The organism is Micromonospora sp. S4605 (genome assembly GCF_003176715.1).
Lineage (GTDB): Bacteria > Actinomycetota > Actinomycetes > Mycobacteriales > Micromonosporaceae > Micromonospora > Micromonospora echinaurantiaca.
Genome location: NZ_QGSW01000225.1, coordinates 19,707 through 35,356, shown reverse-complemented (window position 1 = coordinate 35,356; position 15,650 = coordinate 19,707). Strand labels below are relative to the sequence as shown.

Genomic DNA, 15,650 nt, shown 5'->3' with positions numbered 1-15,650 from the left:
CGCTGCTATTGCCCCCCAATCAGAAGGGCGTTCGGCCTTCGGCCCAAGTTATCTGCCAGTTGACCCTGACTGCTTCGACTTGAAACGTCCCAAAGTCCAATCCTTTATAGGGCTCGTCAAGGTATCGGACACTGTCATGGCCGTTCGATTCTCGATCCACTACCACCAACGCTAATCGGTAGCGGTCGGCGTTCTTTCCGTACAGCACCTCGTTACGCGTCACAATGAAGTCCTCGGCACCTTGGATGCGTCCCTTAACTTCGATGAAGACCCAGTGACCATCCGGGGCTAGCGAGCGGATGTCGTACCCCTTATTGTTGTGCGGCATTTCCGTGGGTTCCCGGCCGAGCCTGCGCTCGGCGGCCATCACGGCAGCGACGGCCCGCCGGTCGACCTCAGCGGTGTCTTTCGCATAGGCGAGCACCGGCTTGTCGCGCCTTCCTGCGAGTCGGTCGATCAGTCCTTGCGGCACCACGAGTGCGCCACCGGCGACGATCGGCGGAAGAGGCCGTAGCGCCTCGTCGGCCTTCAGATCGGCGAGTCGCTTCTCCAGGCGTCGTTCCAGGTCCCGTGCCCGGCGGAACGCGGTCTCCGGACGAATCTTCAATGCCCGCCCGGCGGCCTGCTGGTCCAGTAGATCCGCGTGCCGCGCGTCCCAGTAGTTGATTTCCTGAGTCAAACGCTGGCGGACTTGCCGGCGCGTGCGGTCCACGGTCTCTCGGACCCGCCCCCGCACCTCGGCAAGGTGTCGACTCACACCGTGGTTCACCGCCCAATCGATGGCGAGATTCTCCGCTCCGCCGGCAAGCCAGGGCTCGCCAAGGAGCCTGTCCACCGCCGAATTCTCTTCCTCGCTGGGCGGTCGGTAGTCGAGGTAGGGTGCTGGGCCGGCCGACGACGCGGAGCCATCACGCCGAAGTTCGACGAAGTCAAAGCGCTTCGAGACGGTACGGGCAGGGCTGTGGCTGTCGACAATCTGCTGGGTCAGCGCTACGAGCAACCTCGGTTCCTCGCCGGCGTCCGCGCCATCCACCAGCACCGCGCCTTGTTTGAGCAGCGTGCCATAACGCTCGACCACCAAATCAACCACTGCATCGAGCAGGGGATGTCCCGGCGCGATGAGGTCGGCCTTCGGCTTACCGCCGATCCGCACCTGCTCACGCTCGAAGCACACCCGCTCGTAGCGGCGCAGCACAGGCCCGCCCAGGCCGATAAGCCGATCGCGGTCGCGGATCTCCGCCGGCACATGGGTGATCTCGAACCGGCCAGCTTCCCTCGTGCTCATCCGGCCACCAAGCAGTCGGCATGCCTCCGTGAAGAACGCACGTATGTAGTGCGGCTGCAGCCGGCGGGCGCGCGCCTCTTCCATATGCAGCCGCAGCTCCTGGACATCCGTCTCGGCCAGGACGTCGTGATGCAGTGCGCGCTCGGCGAGGAGCTTGTCCAGTCCTGCACTGACCTCGGCATCGATGACCTGGTTGAGCCGGGCTCGGACGTCGGGCTGGTCCCCATACCGGATCGCCTCGATGAGCAGGTCGCGCAGCGGCCGACCCTCGAACGCCTCGCCGAGCACGTCGAAGATCTTGCCGCGGTAAGCGCGTCGCTGCTGCTCCACCTTGTCGAGCAGGCGCAGGAATACGGCCCCTTCCCGGGTGTCCTCGGCGACCAGGTTCCAAAGCCGGCAGACCTCGGTCTGCCCGATCCGGTGAATACGGCCGAACCGCTGCTCGATCCGGTTGGGGTTCCACGGCAGGTCGTAGTTGACCATCAGGTGCGCCCGCTGAAGGTTGAGGCCTTCCCCTGCGGCGTCGGTCGCGACCAGCACGACCGTGTCCTTGTCCTGCGTGAAGAGCTCCTGCGCGGCCCGGCGTGCTTCCCGGCGCACCCCACCGTGGATCGCCACGACGGCCTCCTCGCGCCCGAGCAGGCCGCGGATCTGGTCTATCAGGTAGTTCAGGGTGTCGCGGTGCTCGGTGAACACAATGATTTTCCGGTGGGAGCCGTCGGCCTCGTACATCGACTGGTCGTCGAGGAGCAACGAGCGCAGCTCGGTCCACTTCCGGTCGTTGCCGGCCCGACGGACGCGGCGAGCCAGCTCCTCCAGGTCGGCCAGGATGCGGATCTCCTTGTCCAGCTCGGCGATCGTCCGCGCCGCTGACGCGGCGTCGACGATGTCATCCTCGAACTCCTCCCGCTCCTCGCCAGTGAGGTCATCCAGGTCGTCGTCGCCGACTGGGCCGCGACCGAGCAAATCGGCGATGCGCCGCTCTAGGCCCGACTCCCCCACGCCTCGTGTGGCCGCCATCTCCTGGCGCAGGACTTCCAGCCGACGGTGGCGGCGCTCAAGGGATCGGAGGATCGCCTCGGGGCTGGACGCCAACCGGCGTTGCAGGACGGTGAGGGCGAAGCCGACCGTGTTGCCCCGGCGTCCCTCGCCAGCCGCCTTGAGCTGCTCGGCACGATTCATTTCCTCGCGCACGTACTGGGTGACCGCCTCGTAAAGGTCGCGCTCGCCGTCGGAGAGCTCGTACTTGACGGTGTCAGCGACCCTTTCCGGGAAGAGCGGCTTGCCCTCGAAGGTGAGCAGCTCCTCCTTGACCATGCGGCGCATGAGCCCGTCGCTGTCGACCGAGTGGACGGCGTCGCGGTAGCGGCCCTCGAACCTGTCGGCGTCGAGCAGCGCCATGAAGAGCTGGAAGTCCTCTTCCTTGCCGGCGTGCGGGGTGGCGGTCATGAGGAGGAAGTGGCGGGCGACCCGGCCGAGGAGGCGACCGAGCTCGTAGCGCTTCGTCGTCTTGAGCTCGGAGCCGAAGTAGTGCGCCGACATGCGGTGGGCCTCGTCGACCACCACGAGGTCCCAGTCGGTCTCTTCCAGCCGCTCCTTGATGTCGTCGGCGCGGGACAGCTGGTCCATGCGGGCGATGAGCAGTGGGTGGTGCTCGAAGACCGAGCCGTCCAACGTTGCGTCGACCATCCCGCGCGTCAGCAGCTCGAAGCGCAGACCGAACTTATCGAGCAGCTCCTCCTGCCACTGATCAACTAGAGCGCCAGGGGCGACGACGAGGCACCGGGCCAGGTCACCGCGGAGCATGAGCTCCTTGATGTAGAGGCCGGCCATGATCGTCTTGCCTGCCCCAGGATCGTCGGCGAGGAGAAATCGCAGCGGGGTGCGCGGCAGAAGCTCACCGTAGACGGCCTTGATCTGGTGGGGCAGCGGGTCGAGGTCGCTGGTGGAGACGGCGAGCATGGGGTCGAACTGCGCCGCCATGCGAATGCGCAGCGCCTCGGCAGCAAGTCGGAACAGCGCCGGGTCGCCGTCGAAGGCGTATGCGCGGGACGACTCTGCCAGCGTCAGGGAGGATTCGTGGTCGCGGTACAGCAGTCGCTCACCTACCCGTCCGGAGTCGTCCCGGTAGGTGAGAGTCAGTGCGGCCGAGCCGTGCCACTTCACTGTCACGACCGTGACCACACCGTTGACGACGCCGCCGACGCGGGCACCCGGCGAAAGCTCCTCTAGCTTGACACCGAGCTGGTGGACGCCGGGCGCGACCGGTCTCCAATGCTTGTCACCCATGCCGTTTCCCTCCCCCACAGACGGCACACTGGCAATTGGTCTTCGATAGCAGCAATTAGGTGCAGACCCGATGGGCTTCGAGTTTGGCCAGGACCGCTTGGTTGGCTTCCCATCCGTCGGGGAACTTGACGGGCACATTGAGGTGGACCGGCTCGGCGGACGGGTGGGCGTCCAGCAGCCCGGCAATCCCCGCTCGGGCCACCACAATGCAGGCCTGCCGGTGCCGGGACGTCAGAACGCAGAGCCGCCCCGACTCCAGGTGGAATGCCGTCGCATCCCGCCGCCCCGAAAGCGGGTGCAGCACGATCGTCACGTCGTACTCCCGACCTTGAAGCCGGTTGGCTGTGTCCACGGTGGCGCCGGATTCGGCCTCGCCGAGATGAGCGCGGATGGCGGCGACCTGGTCCCGATGCGCAGCGCCGATCGCGATCCGATCGGCGGTGACGGGCGCCCCACCGGGCTCGCGCTCGGAGGCGGCGACTGCTCCGCGTTCCAGCAACCGCCGCGCCAAAGCGGCACACGCCGCAGCAGCCTCAGCATCGGTGCGCGGCGTGTGCCGGGCAGGTAACTCATAGAGCGCCCACCCGCTCGCCGACGCAGTCTCCAACGCCGCGTCGACCGGCCCGCCCCCGAACCCGGCCGTACTGAACGACAGCGACCGCTCACCAGGCCTCGTCCCGGCCTGGAACCCGGTGAACGGGTAGAACGCCTCGGCGACCACCGGCGCCGCCGACGGCGGCAGCCGCCATGACACCGGCAGCCGGTGCACCGGCAGGTCCGGGTTGTGCCGGAGCAGCGCGGCGACCGCAGACTGCATCGGGTCCCAGGTGAGGCCGACCCATCGTTCGGTCTCGACGGTGGAGAACGGGTCGAGCTGACCGGGGTCGCCCACGAAGAGCGCCCGCTCGAACCGGCCAGCTACCCGCAACAACGCGTCCGACCGCATCTGGTACGCCTCGTCGACGATCGCCCAGGGCCAGCAGCCCGATGATACCATCGACCACTTCGCGGCCGTACCGATGATGATCGACGGACCGCCGAGATCGGCGACCTTGGCGGCAACCCGGACCGTCGCGTACCGCTTGATCCGCTCGGTGGCGCTGTAGTCGTTCGCGGAGAGGCGGCCGATGTGCAGCTCCGGCGCCTGCTGGGCGAGCCGGTCGGTCAGGTCGTCGACCTGCTCGTTGGTCTGCGCGATGACGATTAGCGGCTCGCCGGCGCGGGCCAGCTCGATGGCGGCACGCACCACCAGGGTCGACTTGCCGGCCCCGGGCGGCGAGTCGACCACGACGCCGCGGTGCTCGCCGGAGTGCAGGTCGGCCAGCACCGCCGTGACCACCCGCTCCGCCTCGTCCCCCGCCGACCACGCCGTGCCTGCGCCGTCGGCGTTGGCGACGAAACGTGCCGCTGGCGGGACCAGGAGATCAGCCATTCGTCACCTCCCAGAGCCCGACATAGCCGTCCACCGTAACCAGGAAGACGTCAATCCGCATGGTCCGGAGAGTGCCGGCCGTCTCCGCCAGCAGCGACCGATAGCGCGGCGCGTCCGGAAAGGCCATCGCGACCTGATCGCCGCTGTGCTTCTCCCGCAGCCGCAGCACCTTCACCAGAGCGTCGGCGTACCAGTGCTTCGCCTGAAGCGTCGGCGGCGTCGGCTTCACCTCGCCGGCACGGCGCGGGTCGGCGTACGCCTTCGACGGGTAGCCCTTAACCTCGACGTGGAGGCGCTGCCCGGCCCGCTCGGCGACGACGTCGGTGCCCTGTTGCTTGGTCGCGGTGTCCGCCACCTGGAGCAGCCGCCACCCCTGCTCCTCAAGCCAACGACACAGCACGGCCTGGACGTTGCCCTCCCAGTCCCAGCTGCGTTCCGAGTTCGGCACGGGACGTGGCAGCACCACCTGGCGAGGCGGCGATGCCTCCTGGCCGCGGAGCCGGTTCACGATGATGCCGCTGCTCCGGTCCCGCGTCAGGACTCCGATCGACTCCATCTGCCGGCACCGCTGGTTGATCTGCTGGTGAAGCTTGCCGGTAGCGATTGCCAGCTCTGCGTCGGTCATTCCGCCGGGCCGAGCGCGGAGTCGAGCGATGATCTCCTCTTTCAGGGTCGGCTGACTCACGACCACTCCTCCCGGGCGTCCTCGGCGTTCGGGGCGCCGTCGTCGAAGGGTGCCGGCCGGCCGCCGTGGGTCCACGGCGTCTCCTCCCGTGACGGGAAGGCGCCCGCCGGGAAGAAGGAGTCGGTCAGCGTGGTGTAGCAGAGCCGCTCCCCCACTTCCGGCACGCTGCCCGGCGGCGGGGTCAGCGACGACCCCATCCCGCCGGTCAGCTCCAGCACCACCTCGGTGGTCCCGTTGTCGTCGCGGGCGACCGAAACGACCTTGGCCTTCTGTTTGCTGGGCCGGTCCGGCGAGTACAGCGTCGTGCCCGGGGTGACCAGCACCGGATCGGCCGTGGTCACCGTGATCCACGGGCGCAGCACGCGGCGCTTACCGCTGCTGTCCACCCGCGTCGGGTCGGCCGCGGTCACTTCGCCGACGAACGCCTCGCCGGTGAGCCGGTAGTCGGCCATCACCATCGGGTCGTCGTAGGCGCGCTGCACGTCGTACGAGGCTTGCGCCCGTTCCAGCCGGTGCAGCCGCTGCGCGGCGGCCACCGCCCCGTCGCGGCGGGGCTGCGGAAGGCCGCCCTCGTCGAGATACGCGCAGAAGTTGGTGTAGGCGTCCCGGTCCTCGGCCCAGCGGCCGGCGACCCGCGACCCGGCCGGCAGGTGGTGCAGCAGCGCGACGGCCTGCCACATCAGCCGCCAGGTTGGCTCGAGCTGCCCACGGAGGATGTCCTCCAGCTCGGCGCGCCGCCGGTTGACCAACGAGTCGACGGCGACCGCCCGGTCGTACGCGGCCATCGCCGGTGCGAGGATCTCGTTGTCGAAGCTCGGGTCGGTGGTCGGGCCGGCCGGCGGCCAGGTGACCGGATCCTCCGCGAGAGCGGCCGCCTCCGGGCCGGTCATCCCGTCCGGCGGGTCGATCCACGCCATAAGAGCGGCGAGCTGGGCGTCCTCGAGGGTGCTCTGGCCGGTGGCCCAGTGCAGGCTGAGCGCCTCGGTCATCGCCAGCAACGCGGACGATCCCGGGTGCTCGGCGCGGTCGGCGAACCAGGTGAGCCAGCGGCCGAGCAGCGGCACCGTCGGGTGCACCGGGTAGTCGCCGTCGGTGCGCCGGAACCGGGTGGAGCGGCCGAAGAGCCGGGTGAACGCGACGCCGCCGGGGTTAGGTACGAGCAGCTGGGGCGCGTTCGTGTACCGGACGCGGATGTCCTTGCCCCGGTTCGCCGCCACCGCCTCCACGTCACCACGGAAGCTCTCGACGTACGGCAGCAACACCGCGGCCAGCGAAGCGGCGAAGGCGAAGCGCTGGTCCCGGTTCCGTGGCTGCGGCACGATCAGCAGCGTCGGGTTGTCCGGGTCGTCGCCGACCATCGCGGCGAGCGGCGCGTTGGCCTCGCCGGCCATGGTGAGCGGGATGAACACCAGCGGCCGGTCAGCGATGTGCAGGTGCCGGACCAGGGTGATCCGCTGCGCGCGTTCCGCGACGACGGCTTCGGCGCGGGCGAGGCTGGTGAGCGCACTCATCCGGCCACCCCGCTGAGCAGCTCGGCCCGCAGCCGGGCGGCGGCGCGCAACAGCTCCGCGGCCTCCTGCTGGTCCTCGGCGGGCGCCCGCTCGTCGCGGGCGATGGCCAGCGCCGTCTCCACCCGCTCGATGCCGCCGAGTTCCTCGCGCACGGACTTGCCGAGGGCGGCGGTGCAGCCGCGGGCTTCGTGCCGGCAGAAGTACGCCAGCTCGCAGGCGGCCAAGCACTCGGGCGAGTACCGCGCTTCGACCTCCTGCAGGGCGGCGATCAGCGACTGCGGGGAGCGGGTGGGTACGCCCGTGTCGTCGGCCGCCAGGTCGAAGCTCAGCGTGGCCGGCAGCTCCGCGAGCAGCGCGTCGATCCGGGTCATCCGGGACAGTTGCCGGCGGAGCACGGCGAGCTGCTTGCGGACGTCGACCAGGACCGCCATCGGCTGGTTGGAGAAGTCGCGGGGGCAGACCAGCACGACGTCGTGCGAGACGACCTCCGGGTCGTGGCCGGCGTCTTCGAGCAGCTTGCGCATGGCCAGCACGTACACGGCGGACTGGATCGCGGCGGCCGCCACCTTGCCGGCGTCGGCCTGGCCGTCGATGACGGCGAAGCTCTTGATCTCGACGACGTGGAACCGGCCGGCGTGCTGGAACGCGATCAGGTCCGGCTCGAGGTAGGCCTGCTGGCCGGCGACGTCGAGCCGCAGCAGCGGGTGGTCGAAGAGCGTGCCGGCCCGGTCGGGTTCGGCGGCGGCACGGGTGAGCAGGGTGCGGGCGCGGGCGTACCGGACGTCGTTGCCCTCCCGGCCGGCCACGGACTCCAGGTCGTCGTAGGCGACCTCCTGGATCTCCAGGTCGAGCAGGTCGCGCAGCAGCCGCAGCAGTTCGGCGCAGCCGTTGGCCTTGACCTGCGCCTCGAAGGCGTTGCCGCGGGTGATGGCGAACCGGGACTGGCCGAACCGGGCCGGGTAGTCGATGTACGCGGCGAGGCGCTGCTTGTCGACGCCGGCGCAGTCCAGCACGGCCCGGCGGGCGCAGCCCGGGTTGCTGGTGAGAGCGGCGATGGTGCGGGCGTTGTGCCGGGCCGGGGCGACGCCGCCGCGGATGGTGGCCAGGCGCTGGGCGAGGTCGGTCATGCCGACCCCCGGATGACGCGCAGCCGGCTGCCGTAGAGCTGCTCCGCCTCGTCCAGCCGGCGGGCGCGGTCGGCCGCCGCGGCGCGGTCGGCCCGGTCGGCGTCGGCGTGGACGGCCAGCTCGGCCTGGGCGGCCTTGATGACGATCGCCGGGTCGACTGCCTCGTAGCCGTCGACGGCTCCGGGAATGCTGGTGGCGAACCGGCGGAGCAGGCGGGCCACCGTGAGGGTCTGCTCCGGCATCCGAGCAGCCTGCTCCGCGACCTTGATGGTGGCTGTCAGAAAGTCGACACGAGGGCTCAGTGGTCCGATGATGCGGTGCTCCAGCGGCCAGGTCGAGACGGCGAGCAGGCCGCGGGCCGGCGCGAGGTGCTCGGCGGTCAGGGCGGAGCAGAGATAGTACGGCCGGGAGTGCGGGGCGGTGCGGAACGAGCGCTCCTCGTCGCGGCGCAGGTGGGTCAGCTTGCCGGCAACGAGGCCGGGGCCGGCGGCGCCGAAGAAGGCGTTGTGCACCTCGGCGATCAGCTTCGGGGCTGCCGGGGCGCTCAGCAGGGTGAGGGCGTGGTGGACCTGGTCGCGCATCGACACCAGGGGCACCTCGACACGTGCGGGCTGGCTGTCGGCCTCCGCGCCGTCGGCGAGCTCGCTGATGGCCTGCTCCCAGTCGCGCTCGGCGGCCCGCAGTTCGGCGCGCAGTGCCTTGACGCGAGCCGTGTCGCGCGCAACCACCGCTCGTCGGACCGCCGCCCGTAGGTCGTCTATCCGACCTTCGAGGTCTTCTATGGACTCCGCCACGACGAGCATGCTACAAGTTCCAGTGTTTCCCAGCAATCCCCCGTAACCAGGATTGTTGATAAGCGGAACACTACTTACGGTGACGCCTGGAAGGGAGACCCGGATGGGCTGGGACCAGTCTCTACTCGACCAGGTTTTCGACCGGTTGGCCGAAGACGACGTGTCCGATGAGGTGGTCGACCTCGTGCTCGCGGCCTACGTCGGCGACGAGGCGCTCAGCGGCGTCCTCGCCGGCGAGCCCGTCGACCTGCCGGAGCGGGACCCGACCCAGCGGCCCCGGCCGCAGCCGCTCTACCTGGAGTCCATCACCGTCGCCGGCTTCCGCGGCGTCGGTCCACAGCAGAGCCTCCGGCTGCAGCCGCACGCCGGCCTCACCCTCGTCGTCGGCCGCAACGGCTCCGGCAAGTCCAGCTTCGCCGAGGCCGTCGAGCTCGCCCTCACGGGCGACAGCGCCCGCTGGGCCGACCGCAACAGCGTCTTCAAGGACGGCTGGCGCAACCTCCACCACGGCTCGCCCTGCGAGATCGAGGTCCAGCTCCGCGCCGAGGGGGCGAGCAAACCCATTCGGGTACGCCGGACCTGGCGCGACGAGCACACCGACACCGGCCAGGGCGTCGGCAGCGTCCTGGCCAGCGACGGTCAGCGCTACCCCGGGACGGCGGAGCTGGGGTGGCGCAAGCCGCTCGACGCGTACCGGCCGTTCCTCACCGCGAGCGACCTTGGCCGGCTCATCACCTCGAAGCCCAGCGGCCTCTTCGACGCGCTGGCGCCGATCCTCGGCATGGACCCGCTCGTCGACGCCGACGGGCGGCTGATGCAGGTCCGCCGGGTGCTGAACGAGCAGATCAACGCCGTCAAGGCTTCCCGCGCCGCTCTGCGTGAGGCGCTGAGCCTCATCGACGACCAGCGGGCCCGGGCGGCGGCCGCGCTGCTGGCGAAGCGGACCGTCGACCTCGACGCTCTCGACCAGCTGCTCGCCGACGCCGGCAGCGACACCACCGACCCGGCGGCGATCGCGGCCCGACGCCTGGTCGCCGCCACCCTCCCCGACGCCGGGTACGCCGCCGAGGTGGCGGACGAGCTCGCCACCGCCACGGCTCAGGTCGCCTGCCTCGCCACCACCCGTGCCGGCACCGCCGAGCAGGCGGCACAGTTGCTGCGGATGGCGGTCGCCTTTCACGACGACCACGGCGATGGCAGCTGCCCGGTGTGCGGCACCGGGACGCTCGACGCCGCGTGGCATGGTCGGGCCGACGAGACCCTGGTCCAGCTGCAGCGCGACACCGTGGCGGTCGAGGAGGCGCACCGGCGGCTGCGGGAGGCGCAGGCCCGGGCCGTACGGCTGCTCGACCTGGACCGGCGGATCAGCGTCCACGACCTGGACGCGATGGCCGGGGTGCTCGACCAGCCGGAGGCGGTGAAGCGGTACCGAGCCAGGGTCGACGACCTGTGTGTCGACGCGGCCTCGCTCCCTCCCGATCAGCTCGCGGCCCGCCTGCGGACCGCGTACCCGCCGCTGCTCGAGGCGTTCACCGAGGTGCAGGAGCTGACGGGTGCGTGGCTGCGGCAGCGGCACGACGCCTGGCGCGAGCACGCGGTCGCGCTGCAGGGCTGGCTCAGCCAGGCGCGGGCCGGCGTCGAGAATGACGCGAGGCTGAAGCTCGTCAACGCCGCCCGCGATTGGCTTCGGACCGCGATGGCCGCGCTGCGCGACCAGCGGTTCGAGCCGTTCGCTCAGCGCTCGCAGGAGATCTGGGAGGAGTTGCGGCAGGAGAGCAACGTCGAGCTGAGCGGGATGCGGCTCGACGGCACCAACACCCGCCGGAAGATCTCCTTCCCGGCCAAGGTCGACGGCACTACGACCTCGGCGATGGCCGTCATGAGCCAGGGCGAACTGCAGGCGCTCGGCCTGTCGGTGTTCCTTCCCCGTGCCTGCGCCGACGACAGCCCGTTCCGGTTCGTCATCATCGACGACCCGGTGCAGAGCATGGACCCGTCGAAGGTCGACGGCCTGGCGCAGGTGCTCGCCGGCCTCGCGGAGACCCGGCAGGTCGTGGTCTTCACTCACGACAACCGGCTGCCCGAGGCGGTACGTCGGCTGCGGATCGAGGCCACCATCTGGGCAGTCACCCGCCGGGACGGGTCGGAGGTCGAGATCCGGAAGAACAGCGACCCGGTCGACCGGTACCTCGCCGACGCCACCGCGATCCTCAGGGCCGAGGAACTGGCCGACAACGCGCGGTATCCCCTGGTGTCCGGCTTCTGCCGGTCGGCCCTGGAGGCCGCCTGCCACGAGCGGATCCGCCGGGAACGCATCGCGCGGGGTGAGCGGCACGGCGACGTCGAGGAACTCATCGAGAAGGCGCTGACGCTCAACCAGGTGACTGCACTGGCCCTGTTCGGGGACCTGCACCAGGGCGGCAAGGTGCTCGGCCGCCTCAACCAGTACGGCCGCTGGGCCGGTGATGCGTTCCGGGCTTGCAAGGAAGGCGTTCACGGCCCGGGCAGGTTCGACCTCGAGGTCCTCGTCCGGGTCTGCCGCCGACTCGCCGAGGAGTTGAGATGACGGCTATCACCTCGCCGCAGGACTGCCTCGACGCCGCCGACAAGCTGCTCACCAGCGTCGTGCGCGGCACCCGCGGTGCGTGGCCGCGGGCCTGCGCCTGGCTGCTGCGGCTCGCGCTCGAGGCCGCTATGGACGACTACTGGCGGCGGTCCCGCCCGGAGGTCGCCTCGATGCGCGCCCGGTCGCCGCAGTTCCTGATTCTCGACCGCGACGCCGGCCGGCAGGTCGCCGCCCGGGCGGGTTACGCGTGGGCGGCGCTGTCGCGGGCGGGGCATCACCACTGCTACGAGCTCGGGCTCACCGCCGGTGAGCTACGACGCCTGCGGGACACGGTGGCGACGGTGATCAGCGACCTCGCTCGTGCCGAGGCAACCGACAGCCGCCAGGCAAGCTAGCTCCGTCAGTCAGAAGGGCGCCACGCCGGCGTTCCATATCTTCGACAAACTGGCCCGGAGGCCGGCCGCGTCCAGATCAGCGACGTCGACGCCGGGGAACGGGTCGGCGACGTACCGCACCTGGTCGTGCTCGGGTCCGACTGTGCTGACGGTGACCAGAGCGAGCCGGTAGTGGGGGGCGGCATTCTTGCCGGTGACGATCTCGTTGTGGGTGACGTGGAAGTCCTCGGCGCCCGCGAGCCGTGCCTTGACCTTGACGCGGATCGAGGGGCCGCCGTCGGCAGGGATGGACAGGACGTCGTAGCCGGGGTTGTGGAAGGCCTGCTCCTGCGGCTCCCGGCCGAGAGAACGCTCGGCGGCGAGGACCAGATCGATACCGCGCCGCTCGACGGCCCTGGCCTCCGTGGCGTGGATCGGGGCGTCTGCCGGGATCTCGCTGCTGACCATGGACAGCGGCAGCACGAGCGCGGCGGTCATGATCCGGGGCGGCTTCGTGGCCAGCTGGGCCTGCCGATCCAGCAGCGCGAGACGGCTGTCCCGGCGGGCCTGCAGGTCCTGCGCCTTGCGCAGGAGGCTGTCGGAACTCTCCTTCGGCTTGATGCCGGCCTGCTCCTTCTCCTGGGCTGCGATGGCCTCGCCGATGAGCCGGTGCGATTCGTGCGCCAACCGCTGGTCGACCCGCGTCCGGGTGCGCTCAATCTCGGCAAGCCGGCGCGGCGAGACCTCGGCAAGGTACTGCTTGAGCTGGTGACCGATGAGCCAGGTCCGTGCCTTGGCCTCGGCGTCACCAAGCCACGCAAGCTTCTTCGCTGCGGCCACCGCGGGGGTCTGCGGGGCGGGCACGCAGTCAAGGTATGGCGCGGGGCCGGCGGGCGTGACCTGTCCGGTGGCGTCGACGTAGGCGTAGCCGAACCGTCGGGCGATCGACTCTCCGGTGCCGTCGACGACCTCCTCCACCACCCCGACCAGCAGCGTCGGCTCCTCGACCTGCGGTGAGACCAGGACAGTGCCGCGTTCGAGCGTGGGCCGGAGCTGGCTGATGGTGAGCTCGGCGACGGCGTCGTGGAGCGGATGGCCGGGGGCGAGCAGGTCGGCGCGCGGCTTGTCCTCGGCGTCGATGCGATCGAGATCGAACGTGACTCGCTCGTACCGGGTGGCGACGGGTCCGTGCTTGGTGACGGCGCGGATGGCCGGGGGCACGTGGCTGATCTCGTAGCGGCCGCGCTCGCGTCTGGTGAGCCGGCCGCCGAGGCGCTGGAACGCGAGGCGGAAGGCCCACTCGATGTAGTGCGGCTGCAGCCGTCGGGTGCGGGCCTCGTCCATGAGCTGCTGCATCTGGGTCAGGTCGGCGTCCGACATGGCGTCGTGGGTCAGTGCGCGTTCCTCGAGGAGCTCTTTTAGACCGTGGGCGACCGAGGCGTCGATGACCTGTTCCATCTTGGCCCTGGTCTCGGGGAGGTCGCCGTAGCGGATGGCTTCGATCAGCAGCTCTCGTAGCGGCGTCTCGTCGAAGGCCGACCCGAGGACGTCGAAGACCTTGCCGCCGTAGGCCTTGCGCTGTTCCTCGACCTTCTGCAGCAGCCGGGTGAACACCTCGCCCTCGCGGGTGTTGGCCGCGACCAGGTTCCACAGGCGGCACACCTCGGTCTGGCCGATGCGGTGGACGCGGCCGAAGCGCTGCTCGACGCGGTTGGGGTTCCACGGTAGGTCGTAGTTGACCATCAGGTGGGCGGCCTGGAGGTTGAGGCCCTCTCCGGCGGCGTCGGTGGCCAGGAGCACCTGGCGGGTCGGGTTCTTGGTGAACTCCTCGGTGATGGCCCGCCGGTCGGCGCGCCGGACACCGCCGTGGATGGCCTGCACCGTCTCCGGCCGGCCGAAGAGCGAGCGGATCTTGCGGGCCAGGTGGTCGAGGGTGTCGCGGTGCTCGGTGAAGATGATCAGCTTGCGGGGCTTCTCCGCGCCCGGGTGGATGAGGTCGTTGTCCTCGAGGATCTTGCGCAGCTCGACCCACTTGCGGTCGGTGTCGAGGTTGCGGACCCAGCGGGCGACGTGAATGAGCTTGTCGAGGTCGGCCAGCTCGGCGTTGAGCTCCTCAATGGTGCGGGCCGCCGTGGCCGCGTCGAGCAGCTCCTCCTCGAGCTGCTCGACCTCTTCGGCGCTGTGCTCGTCGTCGTCCAGGCCGCGCGGGTCGATCGGGAGGGGCTCGTCGACGACGCCGCGGCCGTGGATCAGGTCGTCGCGGCGGCGCTTGAGTCGTTCGGAGCGTCGGACCAGGGACCGGCAGATCGCCTCCGGGCTGGATGCCAGGCGTCGCTGAAGCACCGTGAGCGCGAAGCCGACCGTGTTGCGGCGTTTGTCGTCGAGCCGGGCGGCCCGGTTCATCCCCTCGCGCACATACTCGGTGACCCGCTCGTAGAGGTCCTGCTCGTCAGCGGTCAGCTCGTAGGGCACGGTCTGGGCGATGCGCTCGGGGAAGAGGGGCTTGCCCTCGAAGGTGAGCAGGTCCTCCTTGACCATGCGCCGCATGAGCCCGCTGGTGTCCGGGTTGTGCACGCCGGCCTTGAACCTGCCCTCGAAGCCGTCGCGCTCGAGCAGGGTGAGGAAGAGCTGGAAGTCCTCCTCCTTGCCGGCGTGCGGGGTGGCCGTCATCAGCAGCAGGTGACGGGTGCGGTCGCGTAGCCGCTCGCCGAGCTGGAAGCGCTGGGTCTTGGTCAACTTGCCGCCGAAGTAGTGCGCGCCCATCCGGTGGGCCTCGTCCACGACGACCAGGTCGAACTCGGCGTCGTCGAGCTGGGCCCGCAGGTCCTCGTTGCGCGCGAGCTGGTCCATGCGCGCGATGAGCAACGGGTACTGCGCGAACACGCTCGACCCGAGCGCGGCGTCGACCATAGCCGTGGTCAGGATGTCGAACCGCAGACCGAACTTGAAGAACAGTTCATCCTGCCACTGGTCGACCAGCCCGCCCGGCGCGACGATCAGGCAGTGCTTCACGTCGTCGCGGAGCAAGAGCTCCTTGACGTAGAGGCCAGCCATGATCGTCTTGCCGGCACCAGGGTCATCGGCCAGCAGGAACCGCAGTGGTGTGCGGTCGAGCATCTCGCCGTAGACAGCCCGGATCTGGTGGGGCAACGGCTGCACGTCGCTGGTGGCCACGGCCAACATCGGGTCGAACAACCCCGCCAGGGAGATCCGCTGAGCCTCGGCGACCAGCCGGAACTCGTCGGCATCGGCGTCGAACGGCCGGCTGCCCGCGTCGGAGGCACTGAGCTTGGCCTCGTCAGCCCGGAAGAGCACCTGCTGGCGCAGGCCCCCGCTGAGCGTCTTGAAGGTCAGCTCGAGAGCATCCGGTCCGTGCCACTGCGCGGCGATCACCGAGACCGTCTCGCCGGGCAGCACCCCGGCCACCCGGACACCGGACGCCAGATCCTCAAGCCTCACCGACTACCCCCAGATCAACAGCCTGCAGAGCTTACTGACCAGCACCGACGGCCTGGATCCGTGGAGGTCCCGTCGTGTCGGATGGGTGCCATACCATACGCTCCGCTGACCCACCGACTTCTGGGCGA

The 15,650-nt window shown here is 70.1% G+C and carries 9 protein-coding genes; 2 read left to right on the top strand and 7 right to left on the bottom strand.

What is annotated here, in order from left to right:
• Window positions 1–19: 19 nt before the first annotated feature.
• Genes DLJ47_RS19105 through DLJ47_RS19080 form a run of 6 tightly spaced genes read right to left on the bottom strand, consistent with a single transcriptional unit; the run spans window position 20 to window position 9,123 of the window.
• The gene (locus DLJ47_RS19105) at window positions 20–3,574 is read right to left on the bottom strand and encodes a helicase-related protein (protein ID WP_109901305.1); all 3,555 of its coding nucleotides are present in this window, start codon (window positions 3,572–3,574) and stop codon (window positions 20–22) included.
• 55 nt (window positions 3,575–3,629) lie between these two features.
• Window positions 3,630–5,006, bottom strand: coding sequence for an AAA domain-containing protein (locus DLJ47_RS19100; RefSeq protein WP_109901304.1), 1,377 nt, complete (start codon window positions 5,004–5,006; stop codon window positions 3,630–3,632).
• Window positions 4,999–5,691 carry a hypothetical protein gene (locus DLJ47_RS19095; protein ID WP_146228139.1) on the bottom strand — a complete coding sequence of 231 codons (693 nt, stop codon included), beginning with the start codon at window positions 5,689–5,691 and terminating at the stop codon, window positions 4,999–5,001. The genes DLJ47_RS19100 and DLJ47_RS19095 overlap by 8 nt, the downstream gene beginning before the upstream one ends.
• Window positions 5,688–7,202 (bottom strand): hypothetical protein, encoded by a 1,515-nt coding sequence (locus DLJ47_RS19090; protein WP_109901302.1) that lies wholly within the window; start codon window positions 7,200–7,202, stop codon window positions 5,688–5,690. Before DLJ47_RS19090 ends, DLJ47_RS19095 begins: the two co-directional genes overlap by 4 nt.
• Window positions 7,199–8,329, bottom strand: coding sequence for a hypothetical protein (locus DLJ47_RS19085; RefSeq protein ID WP_109901301.1), 1,131 nt, complete (start codon window positions 8,327–8,329; stop codon window positions 7,199–7,201). Before DLJ47_RS19085 ends, DLJ47_RS19090 begins: the two co-directional genes overlap by 4 nt.
• Window positions 8,326–9,123: a hypothetical protein gene (locus DLJ47_RS19080; RefSeq protein WP_109901332.1), complete on the bottom strand. Its 798-nt coding sequence runs from the start codon at window positions 9,121–9,123 to the stop codon at window positions 8,326–8,328. The genes DLJ47_RS19085 and DLJ47_RS19080 overlap by 4 nt, the downstream gene beginning before the upstream one ends.
• Window positions 9,124–9,226: 103 nt before the next feature.
• Between DLJ47_RS19080 and DLJ47_RS37500 the strand changes: the two genes are divergently transcribed.
• Together DLJ47_RS37500 and DLJ47_RS19070 are read left to right on the top strand one after the other, a co-directional pair.
• Window positions 9,227–11,689, top strand: a complete 2,463-nt coding sequence (locus tag DLJ47_RS37500) for an AAA family ATPase (RefSeq protein WP_109901300.1) — start codon at window positions 9,227–9,229, stop codon at window positions 11,687–11,689.
• Entirely contained in the window at window positions 11,686–12,084 is a 399-nt protein-coding gene (locus tag DLJ47_RS19070; protein ID WP_109901299.1) for a hypothetical protein, read from the top strand. Before DLJ47_RS37500 ends, DLJ47_RS19070 begins: the two co-directional genes overlap by 4 nt.
• 9 nt (window positions 12,085–12,093) lie before the next feature.
• On the opposite strand, the gene DLJ47_RS19065 is transcribed toward DLJ47_RS19070, so the two are convergent.
• Window positions 12,094–15,522 (bottom strand): helicase-related protein, encoded by a 3,429-nt coding sequence (locus DLJ47_RS19065; RefSeq protein WP_109901298.1) that lies wholly within the window; start codon window positions 15,520–15,522, stop codon window positions 12,094–12,096.
• Window positions 15,523–15,650: the final 128 nt, after the last annotated feature.

Bases quoted from the DNA above. Each gene is read 5' to 3' on its own strand.
- DLJ47_RS19105 (WP_109901305.1), bottom strand. From the start codon at position 3,574: ATGGGTGACAAGCATTGGAGACCGGTCGCGCCCGGCGTCCACCAGCTC.
- DLJ47_RS19100 (WP_109901304.1), bottom strand. From the start codon at position 5,006: ATGGCTGATCTCCTGGTCCCGCCAGCGGCACGTTTCGTCGCCAACGCC.
- DLJ47_RS19090 (WP_109901302.1), bottom strand. From the start codon at position 7,202: ATGAGTGCGCTCACCAGCCTCGCCCGCGCCGAAGCCGTCGTCGCGGAA.
- DLJ47_RS19085 (WP_109901301.1), bottom strand. From the start codon at position 8,329: ATGACCGACCTCGCCCAGCGCCTGGCCACCATCCGCGGCGGCGTCGCC.
- DLJ47_RS37500 (WP_109901300.1), top strand. From the start codon at position 9,227: ATGGGCTGGGACCAGTCTCTACTCGACCAGGTTTTCGACCGGTTGGCC.
- DLJ47_RS19070 (WP_109901299.1), top strand. From the start codon at position 11,686: ATGACGGCTATCACCTCGCCGCAGGACTGCCTCGACGCCGCCGACAAG.